We start from the raw sequence: 21,101 nt of genomic DNA, 5'->3' as shown, positions 1-21,101 counted from the left end.
CACATAAGTTAGATTATGGAAATACAAATCGCCGTCGCGTTGCGAATTCGAAAGCAAGAACCGGATAGCCCGGACGCTGCCGTTTTCGCAAGTCTCGGACAGTTCATCGCAAGGGAGAATGGCAATGGGACAGCTCGACGGGAAAACTGCAATCATCACTGGCGCCAGCTCCGGAATCGGACGCGAGACTGCTCTGCTGTTCGCCGAACATGGCGCGAAGCTGGTGCTCGTGGCCCGGAGGCATGACGAGTTGGAGCGACTGGCGAACCGGATTCGGGACAATGGCGGCCAAGCCGTCGCGGTGGCGGGCAGTGTTGCGGATGCAGTGGTCGCATCCGAAGCCGTTCAGGTTGCGACGCACCAGTTCGGCGGTCTGGATATCGCCTTCAACAATGCCGGAACCACCGGGGCCCAGGTCCCGCTTCCAGAAATGACAGCGGAAAATTGGCATGAGGTGATTGAGACCAACCTGACCAGCGCTTTTCACGCCGCCAAACAGCAGATTCCGGCCCTGTTGGCCCGTGGCGGCGGATCGCTGATCTTCACCTCGACCTTCGTCGGCCATACCGTCGGCTTTCCAGGAATGGCGGCCTACGCGGCGAGCAAGGCCGGGCTGATCGGCTTGATGCAGGTGATCGCGGCCGAGTATGGACAACGGGGGATCCGCGCCAACGCCCTGCTGCCGGGCGGCACCGACACGCCGATGGGACGGGCGGTGTCGAACACGCCGGAGGCTCTGGCCTTCGTTCAGGGTCTGCACGCGCTGAAGCGGCTGGCCAAACCGCGGGAAATCGCACAGTCGGCGCTTTATCTGGCGTCGGGCATGTCCAGCTTCACCACCGGAACCGCGCTGCTGGTGGATGGCGGCGTTTCGATCACCCGAACCTGACGGGACAAATGTTACGGGGTAGGGGCCGATCGTCCTGCCATCCAGCGGTCGGCCCGTCTTCCCTGTTCTACTCCGCCGCCTGCGGACGCAGCGGCTGTATCACGTCACCCTTGAGATTCATCGCCTTGGCCAACGAATCGATGCGGCGCTGGACCGCCTCGCCGGCCGGAACGCTGCCGTCGTCTGGCAGGGTCAGCACGATGCGACCATCCCCGACCTTCAGGCTGGTGCGCTCAAGCAAGGCCGTCGCGCCGCCGGACAGTGTGTGGGCAAGACGCAGCGCCAAACCCAACACCAGCGCCTTCATCCCCTGCCCTTCGGTCAGCAGCGTCCGAATTGCCGCGGTCAGCGGCACGTCGATGGTGCCGGCATAGCGGGCATGGGCTGCGAGCGCCAGGAAGGCGCGTTCATCATGGTCCAACGCCGGGAACGGATAGCGCAACACACGCAGGAAGGCATGCTCCGCCCGGTAATCGGGATGGTCGGCCCAGCCGACGTCGCTCAGCAGGCAAGCGGCATGGCGCAGGCGGATGGAATTGTCGTCCTCGCCGGCGAACAGCCCGGCGGTCCAGGACATCAGCAGGGCCGGATCGCCCATCCGCACGAAGCGGCGTGCCCAATCGGCGGCCGACGCCATCAGCGGATCCTCGCGCTGGCCTTCCGGCGACAGCAGCGAATAGAGATGCCCTTCGCGCAGGCCGTAGGCGGAAAAGACCAGCTTCGACGGCTGGGCGATGCGCAGCAGCCGTTCCAGGACCAGCCCGGCAAACGGCAGCGTGTCGAGCCGGCGACGCGACCCCGCCATCTTCTCCAGCGATGACCGGCTCTGCCGGCCGATCAGGCCGGTGAACTCCCGGGCGTCGGCCGACGGGATGGTGTAGTGGTGGATGATGTGCAGCGGATGGCCGGACTGCTCCATATGCAGCTTGGCGATGGCGCGCCAGCTTCCGCCGACCGGGTAGAAGGGCCGACCCTTCATGGCCGGCAGCCAGGGCAGCGATTCCAGATGCTGGTCGATCAGCTTGGCCGGACCACCCTTGGCCGATCCGACCTCCATCAGCCGCAGCGGGCCGAGCGGCAGGGTCACCTGCTTGCCGATCACCCCGCGGTCGAGCGTCACCAGCTCAAGGCTGCCGCCGCCGAGATCGCCGACGAGGCCATCGGCACCGGGGGTGCCGGACAGCACGCCCATGGCGGACAGCCGCGCCTCCTCCTCGCCGTTGATGACACGGACGGTCAAGCCGGCGCGGCGGCGGATGGCGTCGACGAAAGCCGCCCCATCGCGGGCGTCGCGCACCGCGGCGGTCGCAATCACGTCCAGACGGCCGACGCGCATGCCCTGGGCCAGCGTGGCGAAGCGCTCCAGCGCCGCCAGGCCCTGGGCGACGCCGTCGGGGTTCAGTACGCCCGCTTTTTCAACGCCACGGCCCAGACCGCACAACACTTTCTCATTGAACAGGGCGAGCGGCGACCGGGTCAGCCCGTCATAGACGACGAGACGGATGGAGTTCGACCCGATATCGATCACGCCGACACGCTCGGCGGAAGCGGCCATGCCGATTCCGCCGACGCCCGCCTGCCCAACGTCGCCCGGGAAGGCGGCGGCGCGTTTGTCCTTGCTCATACTCTCGCTCCCGTCACCCGCCCTCAGGACACCGTGTGCAGCATCAGCCGCGGCGGCGTGCGCTTGCTGCTGAGCGCGCTGCCCCGGCCGGACAGGCTGGGGTTGGTCATGAAGTAATTATGGGCGCTGAATGCGTCCGGGCCAGCCTTGATACGATGGTACACGCCATCGGGGCCCAGCTTCCAGGTGCTTGCGTCGTCCTTCATGTTGGCGACCATGATCTGGTCGAGCACCTGTTCATGCACCGTCGGATTCTCGATGGGAACCAGGGTTTCGATGCGGCGGTCCAGGTTGCGGGTCATCCAGTCGGCCGAGGAGATGAACACCTTCGCCTGATTGCTGGGCATTGGATGGCCGTTGCCGAAGCAGATGACGCGGCCATGCTCAAGGAATCGGCCGACGATGCTGCGCACGCGGATGTTCTCCGACAGGCCCTTCACGCCCGGCCGCAGGCAGCAGATGCCGCGGATGATCATGTCGATCTGAACGCCGGCCTGCGAGGCCTTGTACAGCTTGTCGATGATGACCGGATCGACCAGGGAGTTCAGCTTCACCCAGATCGACGCCGGACGGCCGGCGGCGGCATGGGCGATCTCCGCCTCGATCAGGTCGGACAGGCGCTGGCGCAGGGTGATCGGCGCGATGGCGATCTTTTCCAGCACCTTCGGCGTGGCATAGCCGGTCATGAAGTTGAACATGACGGCGGCATCGTGGCACAGCGCCGGGTCGCAGGTGAAGAAGGACAGGTCGGTGTAGACCTTGGCGGTGATCGGGTGATAGTTGCCGGTGCCGAAGTGGACGTAGCTGCGCAACGCCCTCTTCTCGCGCCGCACCACCAGCGACACCTTGGCGTGCGTCTTCAGGTCGACGAAGCCGTAGACCACCTGGGCGCCGGCGCGTTCCAGATCGCGCGCCCAGCGGATGTTCGCCTCCTCGTCGAATCGGGCCTTCAGTTCGACCAGCGCCGTCACCGACTTGCCGGCCTCCGCCGCCTCGATCAGGGCGGCGACGATCGGGCTGTCCTTGCTGGTGCGGTAGAGCGTCTGCTTGATGGCGACCACCTGCGGATCGCGCGCTGCCTGACGGATGAACTGCACCACCACGTCGAAGGATTCGTAGGGGTGATGGACGACGATGTCCTTGTGGCGGATCGCGGCGAAGCAATCCCCGCCGAAATCGCGGATCCGCTCCGGGAAACGGGCGTTGAAGGGGCGGAAGACCAGATCCGGCCGCTCGTCGACGATCAACTGCTTGGTGTCGGTCAGGCCGATCAGCCCGTCCAGGATGAAGACGTCGTCCGACGCGACATTCAGCTCATGCCGCAGGAACTCGCGCAGGTCGGCCGCCATGCCGCTGTCGGTGGCGAGCCGGATCACGCTGCCGCGGCGGCGGCGCTTCAGCGCGCTTTCAAAGGTGCGGACGAGGTCTTCGGCCTCTTCCTCGATTTCGATTTCGCTGTCGCGCAGCACGCGGAAGACGCCGTGCGCCTTGACCTGGAACGGAGGGAACAGGCGGTCGATGAACTGCATCACCACCTTTTCCAACTGGATGAAGCGGATGTCCGATCCCGGCAGGCGCAGGAACCGCTCCAGCTGCGTCGGCAGCGGCACAAGCGCGTCGATGTGCCGGCCCTTGACCGGATCGTGCAGCTGAAGCGCCAGCGAGAAGCCGAGATTCGGCAGGAACGGGAAGGGGTGGGCCGGGTCGACGGCGATCGGCGTCAGAATCGGGAAGATGTCGTCCAGGAACTTGGCTTCCAGCCAATCCAGTTCGCCTTCGCTGAGGTCGGCCGGATCGACGACCGAGATGCCGGCATCGCGCAGTTCGCCCTTCAGCGAGCGCCACATCGTCTGCTGGCTGTCCATCAGCGCCGCAATGCGCTGTTTCACGGCCACGAGCTGCTGAGCGGGCGTCAGATTCTCAGGGCTGGGCGCCTTCACGCCGGCGGCCACCTGCCCTTTCAGGCCGGCGACGCGGACCATGTAGAATTCGTCGAGATTGCTGGCGGAGATCGACAGGAAGCGCAGCCGCTCCAGAAGCGGGTGGTGCGGGTTGGCCGCCTCGTCCAGAACGCGCTGGTTGAAGGCCAGCCACGAAAGCTCACGGTTGATGAAGCGTTCCGGAGCGTTTGGCTCGATACCGACCGAATCGAGTTCCTGGAGATGCGTCACGTCGACCTCTGAAATCTTGAAACCCCGAACGCCGTCAGCCGCTTTTGGGCGGTGCCGACACCGGTTATATGGTGGGCAGACAGAGTATCCCATATGCGTTACGGTTTCAGGACTCCCATTTGGTTAAAGACTGCGCACTCTCCCTCCCCGCCCCTCCCCTGACGGCCGATTTCCTCCATGAAGACGCTGTTCCTGCTGCGCCACGCCAAATCCTCCTGGGACGATCCGTCGCTGGGCGATCACGACCGTCCGCTGAACGCCCGTGGGGAAAAGGCGGCGACCCTGGTCGGCGCCTATCTGGGCAAGCATCACGCGCACATCGACCTCGTTCTCTGTTCGACCGCCTTGCGGGCGGTGGAAACTCGCAAGCGGGTGATGATGGCCATGGGTGCCCCCTATCCGCCGGTGGAGCATGAACGGGGCCTGTATCTGTGCGGCGCCCGTACGCTGCTGGAACGGCTGCGCGACGCGCCGGATTCTGCGACCGGCCTGATGCTGGTGGCGCACAACCCCGACCTGCACGAGCTGGCGAATGCCCTGACCGGCAGCGGCGATCATGGTCTCCGCCATGACCTAACCGACAAGTTCCCGACCGGCACCTGCGCCGTCCTGGTCTTCGAGACGCTGCATTGGGCACACCTCGAACTGGGTGCCGGCCGGCTGGCGGATTTTGTGCAACCGCGTAAACTCTCTTAACCTGCGGCGGCGGTTGGGGTATCCACGGATCCACCTGAACAGTTCCACGCCGTTCCCCGGCCGGATTCGGGAGGAAGCCGCCCCTTGACCCCCGTCAGCCCCCCCACGGCACCGCCCGGCAGCCAGCAGCCTGTTCCCGATGCGCAGCCCTCCACACCCGCCTTCCGCGAGGTGGAGCTGAAGCTGCATGCGGCGCCGGCGGATCTGGCACGGGTGGCGGCGCTGCCGGGGCTGGTGGCGATTGCCGATGGCCCGGCGGCGACACAGAGGCTGCGCACCGCCTATTTCGACACGCCGGACCTGAAGCTCGCCGCCAACGGCGTGGCCTTGCGCGTCCGGCAGGAGGGCGACCGCTTCGTCCAGACCTTGAAGACGGTCAACAGCGCCAGCCCAGGCGATTCCGCCGCGGTCGCGGTGCGACGGGAGTGGGACTGGATCGTTGCCGGCGAGGCGGTCGATATCGGTGCGTTGACCGATCCAGGCGTCGCCGGACTTGTGCCGGCGGCGGCGCTCGACGCGCTGGACTGCCTGTTCATCACCGATTTCCGCCGCACCACCCTTCTGCTGCGTCCCGATCCGCTGACGGCGGTCGAACTGGCGGTGGATGACGGCGGCATCTATGCCGGTGGCGAGTCCCTGCCGATCAGCGAAGTCGAACTGGAACTGAAGGCGGGCAAGGTCGCCAGCCTGTTCGATCTGGCGCTGACCCTGCAAGCGGCCATTCCAATGCGGATCGGCACCGACAGCAAGGCGGAGGCCGGTCTGCGGCTGGTCACCGGCAAGGCGCCGGGACCGGTGGAAGCCGAACCGCTTGGTCTGTCGCCGCTGACCACGGTGGCGGAGGCTTATCGCCACATCCTGCGTCAGGCGTTGCGCCAGTTCCTTGCCAACGAATCCTGCGCGCTGGGCGGTGCCGACGTCGAGGGGCTGCACCGCATGCGCGTGGCGCTGCGCCGGCTGCGCATCGCCCATCGGCTTTTCGCGCCGCATGTCGCCTCGCCCGAGGCCGACCGGCTGGTCGAGGAAAGCCGCGCGCTGGCCAAGCGGCTGGGGCCGGCCCGTGGCTGGGACGTTCTGTTGTCCGGCGTCATCGACCCGCTTCTCGCCGATCCAAAGGCCGCCTCGACGATCGACCGCGCGGCGCTGGAGCGGCTGGCGGCGCTGGCCCGGTCCGCCGGCGCCGGTCCGGCGCGGGAGGCCATGGCGGCGATCCTGGCCCCCGGCTGCACCACCATGGTCCTGAGCCTCGCCGCATGGCTGGAACATGGCCGCTGGCTGTCGGACGCCGACGGCGATCGGCGAATGGCGCTGTCGGCACCGGTCACGACGCTGGCCGGCGGCTGGCTGTCGGCACGGATGGCGAAGCTCGGCAAGACTGTGAAGCCGCCGGAGGACGCCAAGGGGCGCGACAAGCTGCGCCGGCGCCTGCGCCTGCTGCGCTACACCGCCGACTTCTTCCGTGGTCTTTATCCGGAATCCGCCACCCTGCCCTTCTTCGCGGTGCTGGAACCTCTGCAGGCGGCGCTGGACGCCGATCAGGATGCAGTCACCAGCGCCCGCATGTTGGGATCGCTGACCGGGGCGGATCCGAAGACGATTGGCGCGGTGGCCGTCTGGATCGACCGCCAGTCGGACAAGCGGCGCAAGGCGCTGCCGGAGTTGTGGAAACGTTTCCGCGCGGTGCCGCCCTTCTGGTCATGACCGCCCCGCGCCGGGCGCCGGTGGCAATGGCGCAACCGGCGCATATATCGTCAGCCGACCGGTGGCAGGGGATCAATTCCTCTTCCAGCCGCTTTTCGTCATGCGTCGCGGCGCCTTGCCGCTTTCCATCCGGAAAAGCTTCGGGTAAAAGAACACTCCATGAACAAGTACATCAGCGTCCGCGGCGCGCGGGAACATAACCTGAAGAACGTCGACGTGGATCTGCCGCGCGACGAGCTGATCGTCATCACCGGCCTATCGGGATCGGGCAAGTCGTCGCTCGCCTTCGACACGATCTATGCCGAGGGGCAGCGCCGCTATGTGGAGAGCCTGTCGGCCTACGCGCGGCAGTTCCTGGAGCTGATGCAGAAGCCGGACGTCGATTCGATCGAGGGGCTGTCGCCGGCCATCTCCATCGAACAGAAGACGACCTCGAAGAATCCGCGCTCCACCGTCGGTACGGTGACGGAGATCTACGACTACATGCGCCTCTTGTGGGCGCGGGTCGGCATCCCCTATTCGCCGGCCACCGGCCTGCCGATCGAAAGCCAGACGGTCAGCCAGATGGTCGACCGCATCATGGCGATGCCGGAAGGCACGCGCCTGCTGCTGCTGGCCCCTTTCGTGCGAGGCCGCAAGGGGGAGTACAAGAAGGAGATCCAGGATCTGCGCAAGCGCGGTTTCCAGCGCGTGCGGGTCGACGGCACCATGTACGAGATCGACGAGGTGCCGGCGCTCAACAAGAAGCTGAAGCACGACATCGAGGTGGTGGTCGACCGCATCGTGGTCCGCGAGGGGTTGGGCAACCGTCTGGCCGATTCGCTGGAGACCGCGTTGGGTCTGGCCGACGGCATTGTCTGGGTCGAGAATGCCGAGACCAACGAGCAGACCGTCTTCTCGCAGAAATTCGCCTGCCCGGTCAGCGGCTTCACGATTCCAGAGATCGAGCCGCGGCTGTTCTCCTTCAACAACCCGTTCGGTGCCTGCCCGGCCTGCGACGGATTGGGTAGCAAGATCTATTTCGACCCGATGCTGGTGGTGCCGGACGAGCGGCTGTCGCTGTCCAAGGGCGCCATCGCGCCGTGGGCCGGTTCGACCTCCAAATATTACGACCAGACGCTGGACAGCATCTGCGAGCATTTCGGCGTGTCGATGACCACGCCGTGGCAGGATCTGCCGGAAAAGGTACGCCAGACCATCCTGTTCGGGTCCGACGGCTCGCCGATCACCATGACCTATGACGACGGCCTGCGGCGCTACCAGACCAACAAGGCGTTTGAAGGAATCGTCAACAATCTGGAACGGCGCTACCGCGAGACCGACAGCGCCTGGACACGCGACGAGCTGTCGAAATACCAGTCCTCGCAGCCCTGCGAGGTCTGCAAGGGCGCGCGGCTGAAGCCGGAGGCGCTGGCGGTCAAGATCCGTGGATGCAACATCTCCGAAGCGGCGGAGCTTTCCATTGCCGGCGCCGGCGTTTGGTTCAGCGAGTTGAACGAGCATCTGCGTCCGAAAGACCGCGAGATCGCCTACCGAATCCTGAAGGAGATCAACGAGCGGCTCGGCTTCCTTAACGCCGTCGGGCTTGAGTATCTGACGCTCAGCCGCGGCTCGGGCACCTTGTCGGGCGGCGAGAGCCAGCGCATCCGGCTGGCTTCGCAGATCGGCTCCGGCCTGACAGGCGTGCTCTATGTGCTGGATGAACCGTCCATCGGCCTGCACCAGCGCGACAACGACCGGCTGCTGGAGACGCTGAAACGCCTGCGCGACATCGGTAACACGGTGGTCGTCGTAGAGCATGACGAGGACGCGATCCGCAGCGCCGACTATCTGGTCGATATGGGTCCCGGTGCCGGCCAGCATGGCGGCACGGTCATTGCCCAGGGAACGCCGGAGGAGGTCCAGAAGAACCCCGACAGCATCACCGCCCAGTATCTGAACGGCACCCGCTTCGTTCCGGTGCCAGACACCCGCCGGCCCGGCCATCCCGGCCAGTTCCTGGAGGTGCAGGGCGCCCGTGCCAACAACCTCCGGAACGTCTCGACCAAGATTCCACTCGGCACCTTCACCTGCGTGACCGGCGTGTCCGGGGGCGGCAAGTCGACACTCATCATCGAGACGCTGTACAAGGCGGTGGCGCGCAAGCTGATGGGGGCCCGCGAGCATCCGGCTGAGCATGACGCGGTGCTTGGCCTGGAGCATCTCGATAAGGTCATCGACATCGACCAGTCGCCGATCGGCCGCACCCCGCGTTCCAACCCTGCGACCTACACCGGGGCCTTCACGCCGATGCGCGACTGGTTTGCCGGCCTGCCGGAGGCAAAGGCACGCGGCTACGGCCCCGGCCGCTTCTCCTTCAACGTCAAGGGCGGGCGCTGCGAGGCTTGCCAGGGCGACGGTGTCATCAAGATCGAGATGCACTTCCTGCCCGACGTCTACGTCACCTGCGACGTCTGCCACGGCAAGCGCTACAACCGCGAGACGCTGGAAGTCACCTATCGCGACAAGACCATCGCCGACGTGCTCGACATGACGGTCGAGGAGGGCAAGGAGTTCTTCAAGGCGGTTCCCGGCATCCGCGACAAGCTGGACACGCTGGAACGGGTCGGACTCGGTTACATCCACATCGGGCAGGCGGCGACGACGCTGTCGGGCGGCGAGGCGCAGCGCGTCAAGCTGTCCAAGGAACTGAGCCGCCGCGCCACCGGCCGCACGCTGTACATCCTCGACGAACCGACCACCGGCCTGCACTTCGCCGACGTCGAAAAGCTGATGGAGGTGCTGCATGCCCTGGTCGATCAGGGGAACACGGTGCTGGTGATCGAACATAATCTGGAGGTCATCAAAACCGCCGACTGGATCATCGACCTGGGGCCGGAGGGCGGCACCGGCGGCGGCGAGATCGTTGCCGAAGGCACCCCGGAAGACGTGGCGAAGGTGGAGCGCAGCTACACCGGCCGGTACCTTGCCCCTTACCTGAAGGCGAAGCCGGCGGTGCGGAAATCGGCAACCCGAAAGAGGGCGTGAACAAACACAAGCTGCGCCGCGTTATCCCCGGCAGAGTTCGCACTGAATGGGAGACGAGGGGCATGAGCAAGACGCTTCTGACCGGTGTGGGGGCCGCCCTGGGTGCGGCCCTGCTGCTGGCGGCCTGCGGATCCGACAAATCCACCACCAGCACGACGACCACGACGACGACAACCCCGAGCTACGGCTCGACCACCGTGACGCCGGCCCCGACCGGGTCGACAACCATCGAACGCAGCACGACGACGAAGAGCGAGTGAGCGGCTGCCCTGGTTGACGCCTCTGGCCTCTGTTTGGCTTGGATCGATGTTCTGACTGACTCCTGATCGACTTGCAGCCGGCCTTCCTTACGAAGGCCGGCTGATCTGTGTCTGATCGATGCCGTTTGAGGACTGTCGTTTTCGGAGCGGACAGCCTAGATTGCGCGCGAATCGTCCGCAGTCTTTTGTTTGGAACATCAGCTCCATGACCGACTCCCTTCGTCCCGTCCATGTCATCGGCGGCGGTCTCGCCGGCTCGGAAGCCGCGTGGCAGCTCGCCTCGCGCGGCGTGCCTGTCGTGCTGCACGAGATGCGGCCGGTCCGCAAGACCGAGGCCCACGACACCGACAAGCTGGCGGAACTGGTCTGCTCCAACTCCTTCCGGTCGGACGACGCGGAATACAATGCGGTGGGGCTGCTGCATGAGGAAATGCGGCGCTGCGGCTCGCTGATCCTGCGTTGTGCCGACGCGCACAAGGTGCCGGCCGGCGGGGCGCTCGCCATGGACCGCGACGGCTTCGCCGATGCGGTGACGGAAGCCGTGTCCACCCACCCGCTCATCACCATCCAGCGCGAGGAGGTCGCCGGCCTGCCGCCAGATGAGTGGGACAGCGTCATCGTCGCCACCGGTCCCCTCACCTCCCCCGCCCTGGCGGAAGCGGTGCGCAGCCAGACCGGCGAAGAATCGCTGGCCTTCTTCGACGCCATCGCTCCCATCGTCTATCTGGAGAGCATCGACCTGTCGAAAGCCTGGTTCCAGTCGCGCTACGACAAGCCCGGTCCCGGCGGCACCGGCAAGGACTATATCAACTGCGCCTTCGAGAAGGACGAATACCGCGCCTTCATCGCCGCGCTGATCGAGGGCGAGAAGATCGACTTCAAGGAGTGGGAGAAGAACACCCCCTACTTCGAGGGTTGCCTGCCCATCGAGGTGATGGCGGAGCGTGGCGTCGACACCCTGCGCTATGGTCCGATGAAGCCGGTTGGCCTGACCAACCCGCACAAGCCGGAACGCCGCCCCTATGCGGTGGTCCAGCTGCGCCAGGACAATGCGCTGGGCACGCTGTACAACCTCGTCGGCTTCCAGACCAAACTGCGCCATGCCGAACAGGCGCGCATCTTCCGCATGATCCCCGGCCTGGAGAACGCGGAGTTTGCGCGGCTGGGCGGCATGCACCGCAACACCTTCCTGAACAGCCCGCGCATCCTCGACGCCGCGCTGCGACTGAAGTCGCTGCCCCGCCTGCGCTTCGCCGGACAGGTCACCGGCTGCGAGGGCTATGTGGAGAGCGCCGCCGTCGGTCTGCTCGCCGGTCGCTTCGCCGCTGCCGAACGGCTGGGCCGGGAAATCAGCACGCCGCCGGTGACGACGGCGCTCGGCGCCATCCTCGGCCACATCACCGGCGGGGCGGAGGCCGAGACTTACCAGCCGATGAACGTCAATTTCGGCCTGTTCCCGCCGGTTGACGACAAGATCCGCGGCCGTGACCGAAAGCTGGCCTACACCCGCCGGGCACTGGCAGACCTGGACGGCTGGCTGAAGGGTTGATCGGCAGGGGTAAGCGCGGGCGTCAGTAACGCCCGCGCATCGCCGCCCAACCCAGCCTGATCTGCCGGAACGGATTCGTCAGCAGCACGCGCGGGGCGAACACGTCGTTCCCTTCCCGCGCGATGACTGACAGATGCAGGTCGGCCAGGGTCGCCGGCAGCAGTGCCGGAACCGCCGCTTTCGGGATGTCGCGGCGCAGGGCACGGGCCTTGTGCAGATGCTTGAGGGCGACATCGGCGATCTCCCCCACCACCGGACGCAGCGCCGGCATCGAGCGGCCGGCAAACAGGTCCTCGCTGCTGGCACCGTGCCGCTGCATCAGGTCTTCCGGCAGGCGCTGCCGGTGCTGGCGGGCCAGGAACGGTACGGCGCGCAGGATGCCGGAGAGGGCGTAGGCGATGCCGACATGACGGCCGGCCGTCATCGCCGCCGCATCCCGCACACCCAGAATCTCCAGCGCCAGCTGGACCAGCGGCGCCCCAGTCACCTCGGCATAGTTGACGAGACAGGTCAGGTCGGCCGGCGGGGTGTCGTCCAGATCGGCTTCCCGCGCATCGATCAGCCGGTCGAACAGGGCACGGCTGAGCCCTAGCCCACGCGCGGCCTGGGCGAGCGGTTCCATCACCTCGTGGCGCGGTACGGGTCCATCCTCATAGACGGCCTCGATGCCGTCGCGCCAGAATTGCAGTCTCATCTGGCCAAGGATCGGTTCGCTGACCACCTCCCGCGTTTTCGCGATCTCAAGGTTGAAGGCGTAGAGCGCGAAAATCGCCTCTCGCCTGTCGGCCGGGGTGAACAGACCTGCCAGAAAGTGGTCGTTGTCATATTTCCGAACCTCCCGTCCGCAATAGGACAGGTCGGTCGCAGCCTTCACCATGGGATGCCCGATTGGAAAAAGAGGGGAGGATTGATGGAAGGACGGGCCAAAGCCTGTTGCTACGCCTATATGAAGCACACACGGTCGCACCGCCAGCCCCGACGCGCAGCAGGCAGGGATCCCATGACGGATTTCAATATCGCTCCGACGAAACCCCGCAAGACCGGCCCGGTCGCACGCAAGGACGAATCGGGAGAGAACTTCCCCGTCGCGTCGCGTCTCATACCGAAGCATCTGCGTCCGCATGTGATCGCCTTCTATCGCTTCGTCCGTCTGGCCGACGACATCGCCGATGATCCGGACCTCGAACCGGAGACCAAGCTGGCCTATCTGGAGGCACTGGAACGGGCGCTGACCTCCGGCCAGGCCAAGCATGCGTATCTGAAGCCGGCCACTGACCTGCGGGAGAGCCTGCAGAAGACCGGCGTCAGCGACCGCCACGCCCGGCAGGTTCTGCGCGCCTTCCGCCGCGATTCGGTCGGCGCCCGCTGTCATAGCTGGAGCGACTTGCTGCTCTACTGCCGCTTCTCCGCCAATCCGGTCGGCCGTTACCTGCTTGATCTGCATGGCGAAGGGGTGGCGGCCGGACCGGCGTCGGACGCGCTGTGCTCGGCCTTGCAGGTGCTGAACCATCTCCAGGACGCGCGGGAGGACTGGACCCGGCTCGGCCGCTGCTACATCCCGCTCGGCTGGTTCGACGAGGCCGGCATCAGTGTCGAGCGTCTGGTGGAAGCCGAGAGCGACGTTCGCCTGCGCACCATCTTCGATCAGGCGCTGGAGCACACCGACCGTCTGCTGGAACGTGCTGCGGCCTTGCCCGGCCTGATCCAGCATCGCGGCCTGCGGATGGAGGCGGCAGTTATCCTCAGCCTCGCCGAGTCGCTGTCCCGGCGACTGAAGGCCCGCGATCCGATGAAGGCGCGGGTGACGCTGGGGGCGCACCACAAGCTGGCCGCCGTGGTGCGGGGACTGGCGCGGAGCTTCTCCGCCGCATAAACTCCGGGGCCGCATGTCGCGACGTGCACCGACAGGCACGCTACGACGTGCAATGCCCAGGATTCCGCTGATGACTCCTCCGCCGCTGGAGACGGCTCCGGACAAGAAGGTGCCTGATACGGCGACCGCCGTCACCGCCAGGTCGGGCAGCACCTTCTACTGGCCGATGCGTCTGCTGCCCGCCTCCAAGCGGGCGGCGATGTTTGCCATCTATGCCTTCTGCCGCCGCATCGACGACATCGCCGACGAACCGGGCGAGCCCGCCGCCAAGCGGGTCGCGCTGGATGTCTGGCGGCGCGACATCCGCGATCTTTACATCGGCGGTGCCCCCAACGGTCCGCTGACCGCCGCCCTGAAGGGCGCCATCGAGCGCTACGGCCTGCCAAGAGCCGAACTGGAGGCGCTGATCGACGGGATGGCGATGGATGTCGCGGGTGAAGAGTCCGGTTCCGATGGGATGCGGGCTCCCGACCTCGACGCACTGCGGCTCTATTGCCGGCGCGTCGCCGGTGCCGTCGGCATGCTGGCGATCCGCGTCTTCGATCGCGCCGATCCCGCCACCGAACGCTTTGCCCTGGCACTGGGCGAGGCCTTGCAATTGACCAACATCCTGCGCGATCTCGCCGAGGACGCCGAACTGGGCCGGCTTTACCTGCCGCGTGAGCTGCTGGCGGCGGCCGGCATCGACGGCAGCGATCCGAACGCGGTCCTGACCCATCCGGCTCTGCCGGAAGCCTGTGCGGCGCTGGCCGATCTCGCCGAGGTGCGCTTCGCCGAGGCACAGGCCGCCATCGCCGGACAGGCGCGCGGATCTCTGTGGGCTGCCACGGCGATGATGGTTCTCTATCACCGGCTGCTGAAGCGCCTGCGGGCAGCCGGCTGGCGCGACCTGACGGCCCGGGTGCGGGTCGGTCGGCGGGAAAGCGCCTGGGTGGCGGTGCGCTGCATGCTCGGCATTCCACCGGCCGCCTGATGAGCGACAGCGGGATCGTCCATGTCATCGGTGCGGGTCTCGCCGGGCTGGCCGCCGCGGTCCGGCTGACGGAGGCGGGACGACGCGTCGCGCTTTATGAACAGGCTCCGCAGGCGGGCGGACGTTGCCGCAGCTTCCATGACCCCGCTTTGGGCCGGTCGATCGACAACGGCAACCACATGGTGCTCAGCGGCAACCGGACACTGCTCGACTACGCCCGGAAGACCGGCGGGGCCGATGCACTGAAGGAACTGCGGCCGGCGGCCTTCCCCTTTCTCGATCTGCGCGACGGCAGGACCTGGACCCTGCGCCCCGGCGGGTTGTGGCTATTCGACCCGGGGCGCCGGGTGCCGGGAAGCCGGCCGCTCGACTATCTGGCCGCCCTGCGCTGCCTGACTGCCGGCCGACATCACTCCGTCGCCGACCGCCTGCCGACATCCGGACCCCTGTTCGAGCCGCTGTGGCGCCCTCTGGCGGTGTCCGCTCTGAATGGGCCGGTGGAGCGGATCTCCGCCCGCCTGTTCGGTGCGGTGCTTCGCGAGACGCTGCTGCGCGGAGAGGCGGCCTGTAGGCCGGTGCTGGCACCACGGGGCCTGTCCGACGCTTTCGTTGATCCAGCCCTGGCCTGTCTGCGAACCGCTGGCGCGGCGCTGCATCTCGGGGCGCGGGTCGATGGGCTGACCGTCGAGCACGATCGCATCACCTCCTTCTCAGCCGGCGGAAGCGCCGTCTCTCTCAGCCCGGCGGACAGCATGATTCTCGCCACGCCGGCCTGGGTGGCAGAGCGGCTCCTCCCCGGGCTGACGGTGCCGCCGCCGGGGCCGGCCATCGTCAATCTGCACATCCAGCTCGACGGACCGGCGGGGCTGCCGGGCGGCCTGCCCTTCGTCGGGCTGGTCGGTGGCATGGCGGAATGGCTGTTCCTCCGCGACGACCTGCTGTCGGTCACCATCAGCGACGCCGATGCCTTGGCCAATCTGCCGGCCGAGGAGATCGCCGGCCGGCTGTGGGCGGAGATCGCCCCCCACCTGCGCCCGGCACCGCGACTCGGGGCCACGATTCCGCCCTTCCGCGTGGTGAAGGAGCGGCGGGCGACCCCCGACCAGTCTTCCGACTCGGTCGCGCGCCGACCGGAAACGCGCACCCGCTGGAGCAACCTGATGCTGGCCGGCGATTGGACGGAAACGGGACTTCCCGCCACGTTGGAGGCTGCCGTGCGCTCCGGCAACCGGGCGGCGCAGGCCACTTTGTCGAATGGAAATAACCCTATACGACGTTCGAGAGTGTTTCCGGCCTTCACAAGCTTCCGTCATCGGCCTATTTGGACGGACGGAGGTGCCGTGCTCGCAAGGCCCGGCCCGGAAGGACAATCAAAGAAGAGAGGGTAAATCAAATGGCGTTCGAACTTCCGCCGCTTCCGTATGCGTACGACGCTCTGGCTCCGTACATCTCGTCGGAGACCCTGCACCTGCACCATGACAAGCACCACCAGACCTACGTCACCAACCTGAACAACCTGACCAAGGACACCCCGCTGGCCGACGCCAGCCTGGAGGAGGTCATCAAGGCCGCCGCCGGCGATTCGTCCAAGGTCGGCATCTTCAACAACGCCGCCCAGGTGTGGAACCACACCTTCTTCTGGCAGTGCCTGAAGAAGGATGGCGGCAAGATGCCGGCCGCCCTGGAGCAGCGCATCGTCGCCGACTTCGGCAGCGTCGAGAAGTTCAAGGAAGAACTGACCCAGGCCGCCCTGACCCAGTTCGGCTCGGGCTGGGCCTGGCTGTACCTGGATGGCGGCAAGCTGAAGGTCGGCAAGACCGGCAACGCCGACACCCCGCTGGCGCACGGCCAGAAGCCGCTGTTCACCATCGACGTGTGGGAGCATGCCTACTACGTCGATTTCCAGAACCGCCGCGCCGATTTCGTGAAGGCGGTCATCGACAACCTCGCCAACTGGGACTTCGCCGCCGAGCAGCTGGCCGCGTAAGGTGTCCCGTCGAGGGTTCGAAAACGCAAAGGCGCCCGAAAGGGCGCCTTTGTCGTTTGCGATGCTATGCGTTTCGTCCGACCTTCAGCATCTCTTCAAGATGGTGACCAACCTGCAGACTGACCGTTCGGCGGTCGCTGACCGAAAGGGTACCAAGCAGTTCAGCGTCACGCGCATCGATCACGGCGACCTTCGCCGTCCGTACGACGGACGGAGAGGGCAACCCTGCAGTACCGAGATCGTTAACAGGCACGTCGGACGGCCAGCTCCGGTTATCGGCGCTGGTGATCATCAATACCCAGATCAGGCTGTGGCTTGCTTGCAGATCGTCTGCGGCAATGACCAACGCCGGCCGACGTTGGCGAACCGGGCGATCGGCATAAGGGAACGGAACCTTTACGACATTCCAGGTTTCAAAGGTCGGCATAGGCCTGCCGATCCGCTTCACTATCCCATTCCGTAAAGCAGCGAAAGGGATCGTCGACAAAAGCCGGAGCGGCGCGGGTCAGGATAACGCGGCCGTCCTCGATCCTGTAGGCGATCTCGTCGCCCTCATGCAGGCCCAGGGCTGCCCGTACCGGCTGTGGAATGGTTGTCTGGGCCTTGCTGGTCAGCTTGCTGGTGATCATAGGACACCATTGTAAGGAATATCCTTACAGTAATACTTGCTTGTTACAGCTTCAATGTCCGTTACACCGGCAGCATCGCCGCCGCCACCCGCCGACCTTCGGCCAACAACACGTTGTAGGTCCGGCACACCGCGCGGCTGTCCATCAGCTCCACCACGATGCCCTGCTCGCGCAGTCCCAGGCGCAGCGCCTTCGGGATCATGCGCATAGTGCCACCGGTGCCGAGCAGCAGGATTTCCACCTTCGGCTCGGCCGCCAGCACCGGCCCGAAATCCCCCACCGACAGGGAGGCGACATCGGCCGCCTCCCACGGCAGGGTGCGGTCGGGCAGCACGATCACCGCGCCGACGCGCCACTGGCCGGAAATGCAGAACTGCCCCGGGCCGTAGCCGTCGATGACCTGACGGTCCGACGGGATCATGGGCATGATATCGGCCATGCTACCCTCTCCTTCCCCAAACGCCCGGCGTTACGGAGTGGTCGCCGGGGTGTTGCCCGCCGAGGCGGCATCCGGCGAACCGCGACGCAGACGATTCTCGCCGAGGAACAGCAAGATGGGGGCGGCAATGAAGACCGACGAGCTGGTCGCAAGGATAACGCCGAAGATCAGCACGATGCCGAAGTCCTGCAACGCCTCGCCACCGAACAGCGCCAGCGGAATAATCGACAGCAGGGTGCAGACGGAGGTGCCGACGGTGCGGTTCAGCGTCTCGTTGATCGACATGTCGATCAGGTCGCGCAGCGGCATCTTCTTGTAGATACGCAGATTCTCGCGCATGCGGTCATAGACCACGACCTTGTCGTTCACCGAATAGCCCATGACGGTCAGGATCGCCGCCACGGCCGTCAGATTGAACTGGATATCGGTGATGGCATAGAAGCCGACGATCTTGGTGATGTCGAGAATCAGCGTCACCACCGCGCCGAAGCCGAACTGCCATTCGAAGCGGAACCAGATGTAGACCAGCATCGCCAGCATGGCGAGGCCGAGCGCCAGCATGCCGTTGGCGAACAGCTCGCCGCTGACCGAGGCGCCGACCGCCTCGACGCGGCGGACCTGAGTGCCGGGGATGGACTGGGCCAGCGTGTTGCGCACCTTGTCGGCGGCGACCTGCTGGGCGGCGTCGTCGCCGGGTTGGCGTTCCAGGCGGATCAGCACGTCCTGCGGCGAGCCGAACTCCTGCAACGCCACCTGCCCCATGCCGAGGCCGGACAGGGTGTGGCGCAGCGAGGCAAAGTCAGCGGCCTGTGGCGTGCGGGCTTCGATGACGATGCCCCCACGGAAGTCGATGCCGTAATTCAGGCCAGGATGGAAGAACAGGATGATGGAGGCGATGGACAGGACCGCCGACACGACGAGGCCGGCGATGCGGCCGTTCATGAACGGGATCTTGGTGTTGTCGGGAACGAGGCGGAGATGGAACATCGTGAGACCTCTCAGACCGGCAACGCAGCCGGACGGGTCCGGCGCAGCCAGGTCACCATCATCAGGCGCACGAGCACCGTGGCGGTGAACATGGAGATGAGGATGCCGAAGGTGATGGTGACGGCGAAGCCCTTGATGGTGCCGGTGCCGAAGACGAACAGCAGCGCCATCTTGATGGCGGTCGTCAGGTTGGAGTCGACGATGGTGCTGTAGGCGCGGCTGAAGCCGGCCTCCATCGAGGCGAAGACGCCGCGGCCCTTCTTCGTCTCCTCGCGGATGCGCTCGTTGATCAGGATGTTGGCGTCGACCGCCAGACCCAGCGTCAGCAGGATGCCGGCGATGCCCGGCAGCGTCAGCGTGGCGTGCAGCAGCGACAGCGCCGCGATGGTCAGCACGATGTTCACCAGCAGGGCGAAGCAGGCGAAGGCGCCGAACAGCCCGTAGCAGGCGATCATGTAGACGCAGACCATCAGGAAGCCGACGACGACGGCGGTCAGACCGGCGCGGATCGAGTCGGCGCCCAGGTCGGGACCGACGGTCCGCTCCTCGATCACCTTCAGCGGCGCCGGCAGGGCGCCGGCGCGCAGCAGCACGGCGAGATCGTTGGCGTTGGCGGCGGTGAAGTTGCCGCTGATCTGGCCACGGCCGCCGGTGATCGGCTCTCGGATGACCGGGGCGCTGATGACCTTGTTGTCGAGCACGATGGCGAAGGGCCGGCCGACATTCTGCTTGGTCACCTCGGCGAAGCGGTTGGCGCCTGCCGTGTTGAACTCGAAATTCACCACCCATTCGCCGGTCTGCGGGTTGGTGCCGGCCGACGCATTCTGCAGCGTTGCGCCGTCGACCTCGACCTTCTTGCGGATGACGTATTTGGACTGGTAGCGATCGCCCTCGGCCGAGGGCAGGATCTCCGACCCCGGTGGAGCGCGCCCGGTGTTCGGATCGGCGTTCACATCGACCAGCCGGAAGGTCATCTTGGCGGTGGTGCCGAGCAGCCGCTTGATGCGGTCCGGATCCTCGACGCCGGGCAGCTGGACCAGGATACGGTCGTTGCCCTGGCGGGCGATCGTCGGCTCGTTCACACCCGTCTCGTCGATGCGGCGGCGGACGATCTCGATCGACTGCTCGATGGCCTGGGTGGCCCGGTCGCGCAGGGCGACCTCGCTCAGCGCAACGGTCACCGTGCCGCCGTTGACGGTCACGTCGAGATCCGGCTGCCCGACGCCGAGCGCCGTACGACCGACCGGGCTGGAAAGCTGGCGCAGAGCCTTCACCGCCTCGTCGGCCTGGGCCGGGTCGCGCAGTTGGACCGTCACGGCGCGCTCGCCGGCGTTCAGCGCGGTGTAGCCGACATTGGCGGTGCGCAGCTGCTGCCGCGCGCCATCGACCAGGCCTTCCACCCGGTCGCGGATGACGGTGGCCATGTCGACTTCAAGCAACAGATGCGATCCGCCGCGCAGGTCGAGACCCAGCGACACCCGGGTGTTGGCATACCAGGACGGCAGCGCCGCCAGCGTGTCGCGGCCCAGGAAGTTGGGCAGCATCAGGATGAGCCCGGCGAGGCAGGTCGCCAGGATCAGGTAAATCTTCCAGCGCGAAAAATAGAGCATGCGTCACTCGAATCCGATCAGACACCCGGTCCGGGCGACCGGTCCGCCCTGTCAGAGAGGCGGCCGGCCGGACCGGACGGGAAGCGCCTTCGGGCCGACCCGCGGAAGAGGGGCCCGGCTGCGGCTTACTTGCGGCCGAACAGCTTGCCGATTCCACCGGCGGCGGGGGCATCGGCCGGCTTCGCCTCGCCTTCGGCTGCCGGGGCGGCGTCACCGCCGGATTTGCCGGCCGGTTCGGTCTTGGCGAGCACCAGATTGACGGTGGAGCGCAGGCAGCGCACGCGCACATTCTCCGCGATCTCGACGGTGATCTCGTCGTCGGTGCCGACCTTTGTGACGACGCCGATGATGCCGCCACCGGTCACGACGCGGTCGCCTCGGCGGATTGCCGACAGCATCGCCTTATGCTCCTTCATCTTCTTCTGCTGCGGACGGATCAGCAGGAAGTAGAAGACGACGAAGATCAGGATCAGCGGCGCGAACTGGACGAGCATGTCACCGCCGCCGCCAGCCGGGGCCGCCGTCTGTGCATAAGCCGTCGAAACGAACATCTGGAAGCTCCTTACAGGTTTGGTCTCGGCACCGGATCGGCGTTCCGCCGGGACGCCGCGACTATAGCCGCCCATGACCGGGATGCAATGGTGATGCGCCACAATCCGCGGGGTGGCCACGGCTTGTGTGCTTGC

At 66.4% G+C, this 21,101-nt stretch carries 19 protein-coding genes; 10 read left to right on the top strand and 9 right to left on the bottom strand.

All coding sequences use genetic code 11. The annotated features are described in order from the left end of the window. Positions 1-124 precede the first annotated feature (124 nt). Complete coding sequence (locus tag E6C72_RS10530; protein WP_109443601.1) at positions 125-889, top strand: SDR family oxidoreductase; 765 nt, start codon at positions 125-127, stop codon at positions 887-889. A 67-nt stretch (positions 890-956) separates the two neighbouring features. Here E6C72_RS10530 and E6C72_RS10525 read toward each other — a convergent pair whose 3' ends face one another. Further along, positions 957-2,513 carry a Ppx/GppA family phosphatase gene (locus E6C72_RS10525; protein WP_109443602.1) on the bottom strand — a complete coding sequence of 519 codons (1,557 nt, stop codon included), beginning with the start codon at positions 2,511-2,513 and terminating at the stop codon, positions 957-959. Positions 2,514-2,536: 23 nt separating this feature from the next. Further along, entirely contained in the window at positions 2,537-4,684 is a 2,148-nt protein-coding gene (locus E6C72_RS10520) for an RNA degradosome polyphosphate kinase (RefSeq protein ID WP_109443603.1), read from the bottom strand. Positions 4,685-4,861: 177 nt separating this feature from the next. On the opposite strand from E6C72_RS10520, the gene E6C72_RS10515 reads away from it, so the two are divergent. The 5 genes from E6C72_RS10515 to trmFO all read left to right on the top strand — a co-directional run bounded on the left by E6C72_RS10515 (position 4,862) and on the right by trmFO (position 11,917). Then, positions 4,862-5,380: a histidine phosphatase family protein gene (locus E6C72_RS10515; protein ID WP_109443604.1), complete on the top strand. Its 519-nt coding sequence runs from the start codon at positions 4,862-4,864 to the stop codon at positions 5,378-5,380. 84 nt (positions 5,381-5,464) lie between these two features. Next, the gene (locus E6C72_RS10510; RefSeq protein ID WP_109443605.1) at positions 5,465-7,081 is read left to right on the top strand and encodes a CYTH and CHAD domain-containing protein; all 1,617 of its coding nucleotides are present in this window, start codon (positions 5,465-5,467) and stop codon (positions 7,079-7,081) included. A gap of 159 nt (positions 7,082-7,240) precedes the next feature. Continuing rightward, positions 7,241-10,108 (top strand): excinuclease ABC subunit UvrA, encoded by a 2,868-nt coding sequence (gene uvrA / locus E6C72_RS10505; protein ID WP_109443606.1) that lies wholly within the window; start codon positions 7,241-7,243, stop codon positions 10,106-10,108. A 62-nt stretch (positions 10,109-10,170) separates the two neighbouring features. Further along, on the top strand, positions 10,171-10,368 hold the full coding sequence (locus E6C72_RS10500; RefSeq protein ID WP_109443607.1) for a hypothetical protein: 198 nt from the start codon (positions 10,171-10,173) through the stop codon (positions 10,366-10,368). Between the two features lie 205 nt (positions 10,369-10,573). Beyond that, positions 10,574-11,917 carry a methylenetetrahydrofolate--tRNA-(uracil(54)-C(5))-methyltransferase (FADH(2)-oxidizing) TrmFO gene (gene trmFO / locus E6C72_RS10495; protein ID WP_109443608.1) on the top strand — a complete coding sequence of 448 codons (1,344 nt, stop codon included), beginning with the start codon at positions 10,574-10,576 and terminating at the stop codon, positions 11,915-11,917. A 22-nt stretch (positions 11,918-11,939) separates the two neighbouring features. On the opposite strand, the gene E6C72_RS10490 is transcribed toward trmFO, so the two are convergent. Then, positions 11,940-12,794, bottom strand: a complete 855-nt coding sequence (locus E6C72_RS10490; RefSeq protein WP_109443609.1) for a phytoene/squalene synthase family protein — start codon at positions 12,792-12,794, stop codon at positions 11,940-11,942. A gap of 123 nt (positions 12,795-12,917) precedes the next feature. Here E6C72_RS10490 and E6C72_RS10485 point away from each other — a divergent pair, with 123 nt between their 5' ends. The 4 genes from E6C72_RS10485 (at position 12,918) to E6C72_RS10470 (ending at position 16,750) form a co-directional block, all read left to right on the top strand. After that, entirely contained in the window at positions 12,918-13,790 is an 873-nt protein-coding gene (locus E6C72_RS10485) for a squalene/phytoene synthase family protein (protein WP_109443610.1), read from the top strand. A gap of 70 nt (positions 13,791-13,860) precedes the next feature. Next, positions 13,861-14,763: a presqualene diphosphate synthase HpnD gene (gene hpnD, locus E6C72_RS10480; RefSeq protein WP_109443611.1), complete on the top strand. Its 903-nt coding sequence runs from the start codon at positions 13,861-13,863 to the stop codon at positions 14,761-14,763. Continuing rightward, positions 14,763-16,151: a hydroxysqualene dehydroxylase HpnE gene (gene hpnE / locus E6C72_RS10475; RefSeq protein ID WP_109443612.1), complete on the top strand. Its 1,389-nt coding sequence runs from the start codon at positions 14,763-14,765 to the stop codon at positions 16,149-16,151. The genes hpnD and hpnE overlap by 1 nt, the downstream gene beginning before the upstream one ends. A gap of 5 nt (positions 16,152-16,156) precedes the next feature. Then, positions 16,157-16,750: a superoxide dismutase gene (locus tag E6C72_RS10470; RefSeq protein WP_109443613.1), complete on the top strand. Its 594-nt coding sequence runs from the start codon at positions 16,157-16,159 to the stop codon at positions 16,748-16,750. A 64-nt stretch (positions 16,751-16,814) separates the two neighbouring features. On the opposite strand, the gene E6C72_RS10465 is transcribed toward E6C72_RS10470, so the two are convergent. From E6C72_RS10465 to yajC, 6 genes are all read right to left on the bottom strand, one after another. Next, positions 16,815-17,177, bottom strand: a complete 363-nt coding sequence (locus E6C72_RS10465) for a type II toxin-antitoxin system PemK/MazF family toxin (RefSeq protein WP_109443614.1) — start codon at positions 17,175-17,177, stop codon at positions 16,815-16,817. Beyond that, a complete protein-coding gene (locus tag E6C72_RS10460; protein WP_109443615.1) occupies positions 17,164-17,379 on the bottom strand; it encodes a type II toxin-antitoxin system PrlF family antitoxin in 216 nt (71 codons plus the stop codon). The genes E6C72_RS10465 and E6C72_RS10460 overlap by 14 nt, the downstream gene beginning before the upstream one ends. Before the next feature lie 61 nt (positions 17,380-17,440). Beyond that, positions 17,441-17,818, bottom strand: a complete 378-nt coding sequence (locus tag E6C72_RS10455; protein WP_109443616.1) for an Mth938-like domain-containing protein — start codon at positions 17,816-17,818, stop codon at positions 17,441-17,443. A gap of 30 nt (positions 17,819-17,848) precedes the next feature. Beyond that, the gene (gene secF, locus E6C72_RS10450) at positions 17,849-18,805 is read right to left on the bottom strand and encodes a protein translocase subunit SecF (RefSeq protein WP_109443617.1); all 957 of its coding nucleotides are present in this window, start codon (positions 18,803-18,805) and stop codon (positions 17,849-17,851) included. Positions 18,806-18,816: 11 nt separating this feature from the next. Next, positions 18,817-20,415 (bottom strand): protein translocase subunit SecD, encoded by a 1,599-nt coding sequence (gene secD, locus E6C72_RS10445; RefSeq protein ID WP_109443618.1) that lies wholly within the window; start codon positions 20,413-20,415, stop codon positions 18,817-18,819. A gap of 125 nt (positions 20,416-20,540) precedes the next feature. After that, positions 20,541-20,966 carry a preprotein translocase subunit YajC gene (gene yajC / locus E6C72_RS10440; RefSeq protein WP_109443619.1) on the bottom strand — a complete coding sequence of 142 codons (426 nt, stop codon included), beginning with the start codon at positions 20,964-20,966 and terminating at the stop codon, positions 20,541-20,543. Between the last annotated feature and the right edge of the window lie 135 nt (positions 20,967-21,101).

This window comes from Azospirillum sp. TSH100 (genome assembly GCF_004923295.1).
GTDB lineage: Bacteria > Pseudomonadota > Alphaproteobacteria > Azospirillales > Azospirillaceae > Azospirillum.
This window is presented reverse-complemented; position numbering and strand designations above follow the sequence as displayed.

What these genes read in the sequence shown, in the direction of transcription:
- E6C72_RS10530 (WP_109443601.1), top strand. Translation starts at nt 125, where the DNA reads ATGGGACAGCTCGACGGGAAAACTGCAATCATCACTGGCGCCAGCTCC.
- E6C72_RS10525 (WP_109443602.1), bottom strand. Translation starts at nt 2,513, where the DNA reads ATGAGCAAGGACAAACGCGCCGCCGCCTTCCCGGGCGACGTTGGGCAG.
- hpnD (WP_109443611.1), top strand. Translation starts at nt 13,861, where the DNA reads ATGACTCCTCCGCCGCTGGAGACGGCTCCGGACAAGAAGGTGCCTGAT.
- hpnE (WP_109443612.1), top strand. Translation starts at nt 14,763, where the DNA reads ATGAGCGACAGCGGGATCGTCCATGTCATCGGTGCGGGTCTCGCCGGG.
- E6C72_RS10490 (WP_109443609.1), bottom strand. Translation starts at nt 12,794, where the DNA reads ATGGTGAAGGCTGCGACCGACCTGTCCTATTGCGGACGGGAGGTTCGG.
- yajC (WP_109443619.1), bottom strand. Translation starts at nt 20,966, where the DNA reads ATGTTCGTTTCGACGGCTTATGCACAGACGGCGGCCCCGGCTGGCGGC.
- E6C72_RS10455 (WP_109443616.1), bottom strand. Translation starts at nt 17,818, where the DNA reads ATGGCCGATATCATGCCCATGATCCCGTCGGACCGTCAGGTCATCGAC.
- secD (WP_109443618.1), bottom strand. Translation starts at nt 20,415, where the DNA reads ATGCTCTATTTTTCGCGCTGGAAGATTTACCTGATCCTGGCGACCTGC.
- E6C72_RS10460 (WP_109443615.1), bottom strand. Translation starts at nt 17,379, where the DNA reads ATGATCACCAGCAAGCTGACCAGCAAGGCCCAGACAACCATTCCACAG.
- E6C72_RS10485 (WP_109443610.1), top strand. Translation starts at nt 12,918, where the DNA reads ATGACGGATTTCAATATCGCTCCGACGAAACCCCGCAAGACCGGCCCG.
- uvrA (WP_109443606.1), top strand. Translation starts at nt 7,241, where the DNA reads ATGAACAAGTACATCAGCGTCCGCGGCGCGCGGGAACATAACCTGAAG.
- E6C72_RS10515 (WP_109443604.1), top strand. Translation starts at nt 4,862, where the DNA reads ATGAAGACGCTGTTCCTGCTGCGCCACGCCAAATCCTCCTGGGACGAT.
- trmFO (WP_109443608.1), top strand. Translation starts at nt 10,574, where the DNA reads ATGACCGACTCCCTTCGTCCCGTCCATGTCATCGGCGGCGGTCTCGCC.
- E6C72_RS10500 (WP_109443607.1), top strand. Translation starts at nt 10,171, where the DNA reads ATGAGCAAGACGCTTCTGACCGGTGTGGGGGCCGCCCTGGGTGCGGCC.
- secF (WP_109443617.1), bottom strand. Translation starts at nt 18,805, where the DNA reads ATGTTCCATCTCCGCCTCGTTCCCGACAACACCAAGATCCCGTTCATG.
- E6C72_RS10470 (WP_109443613.1), top strand. Translation starts at nt 16,157, where the DNA reads ATGGCGTTCGAACTTCCGCCGCTTCCGTATGCGTACGACGCTCTGGCT.
- E6C72_RS10465 (WP_109443614.1), bottom strand. Translation starts at nt 17,177, where the DNA reads ATGCCGACCTTTGAAACCTGGAATGTCGTAAAGGTTCCGTTCCCTTAT.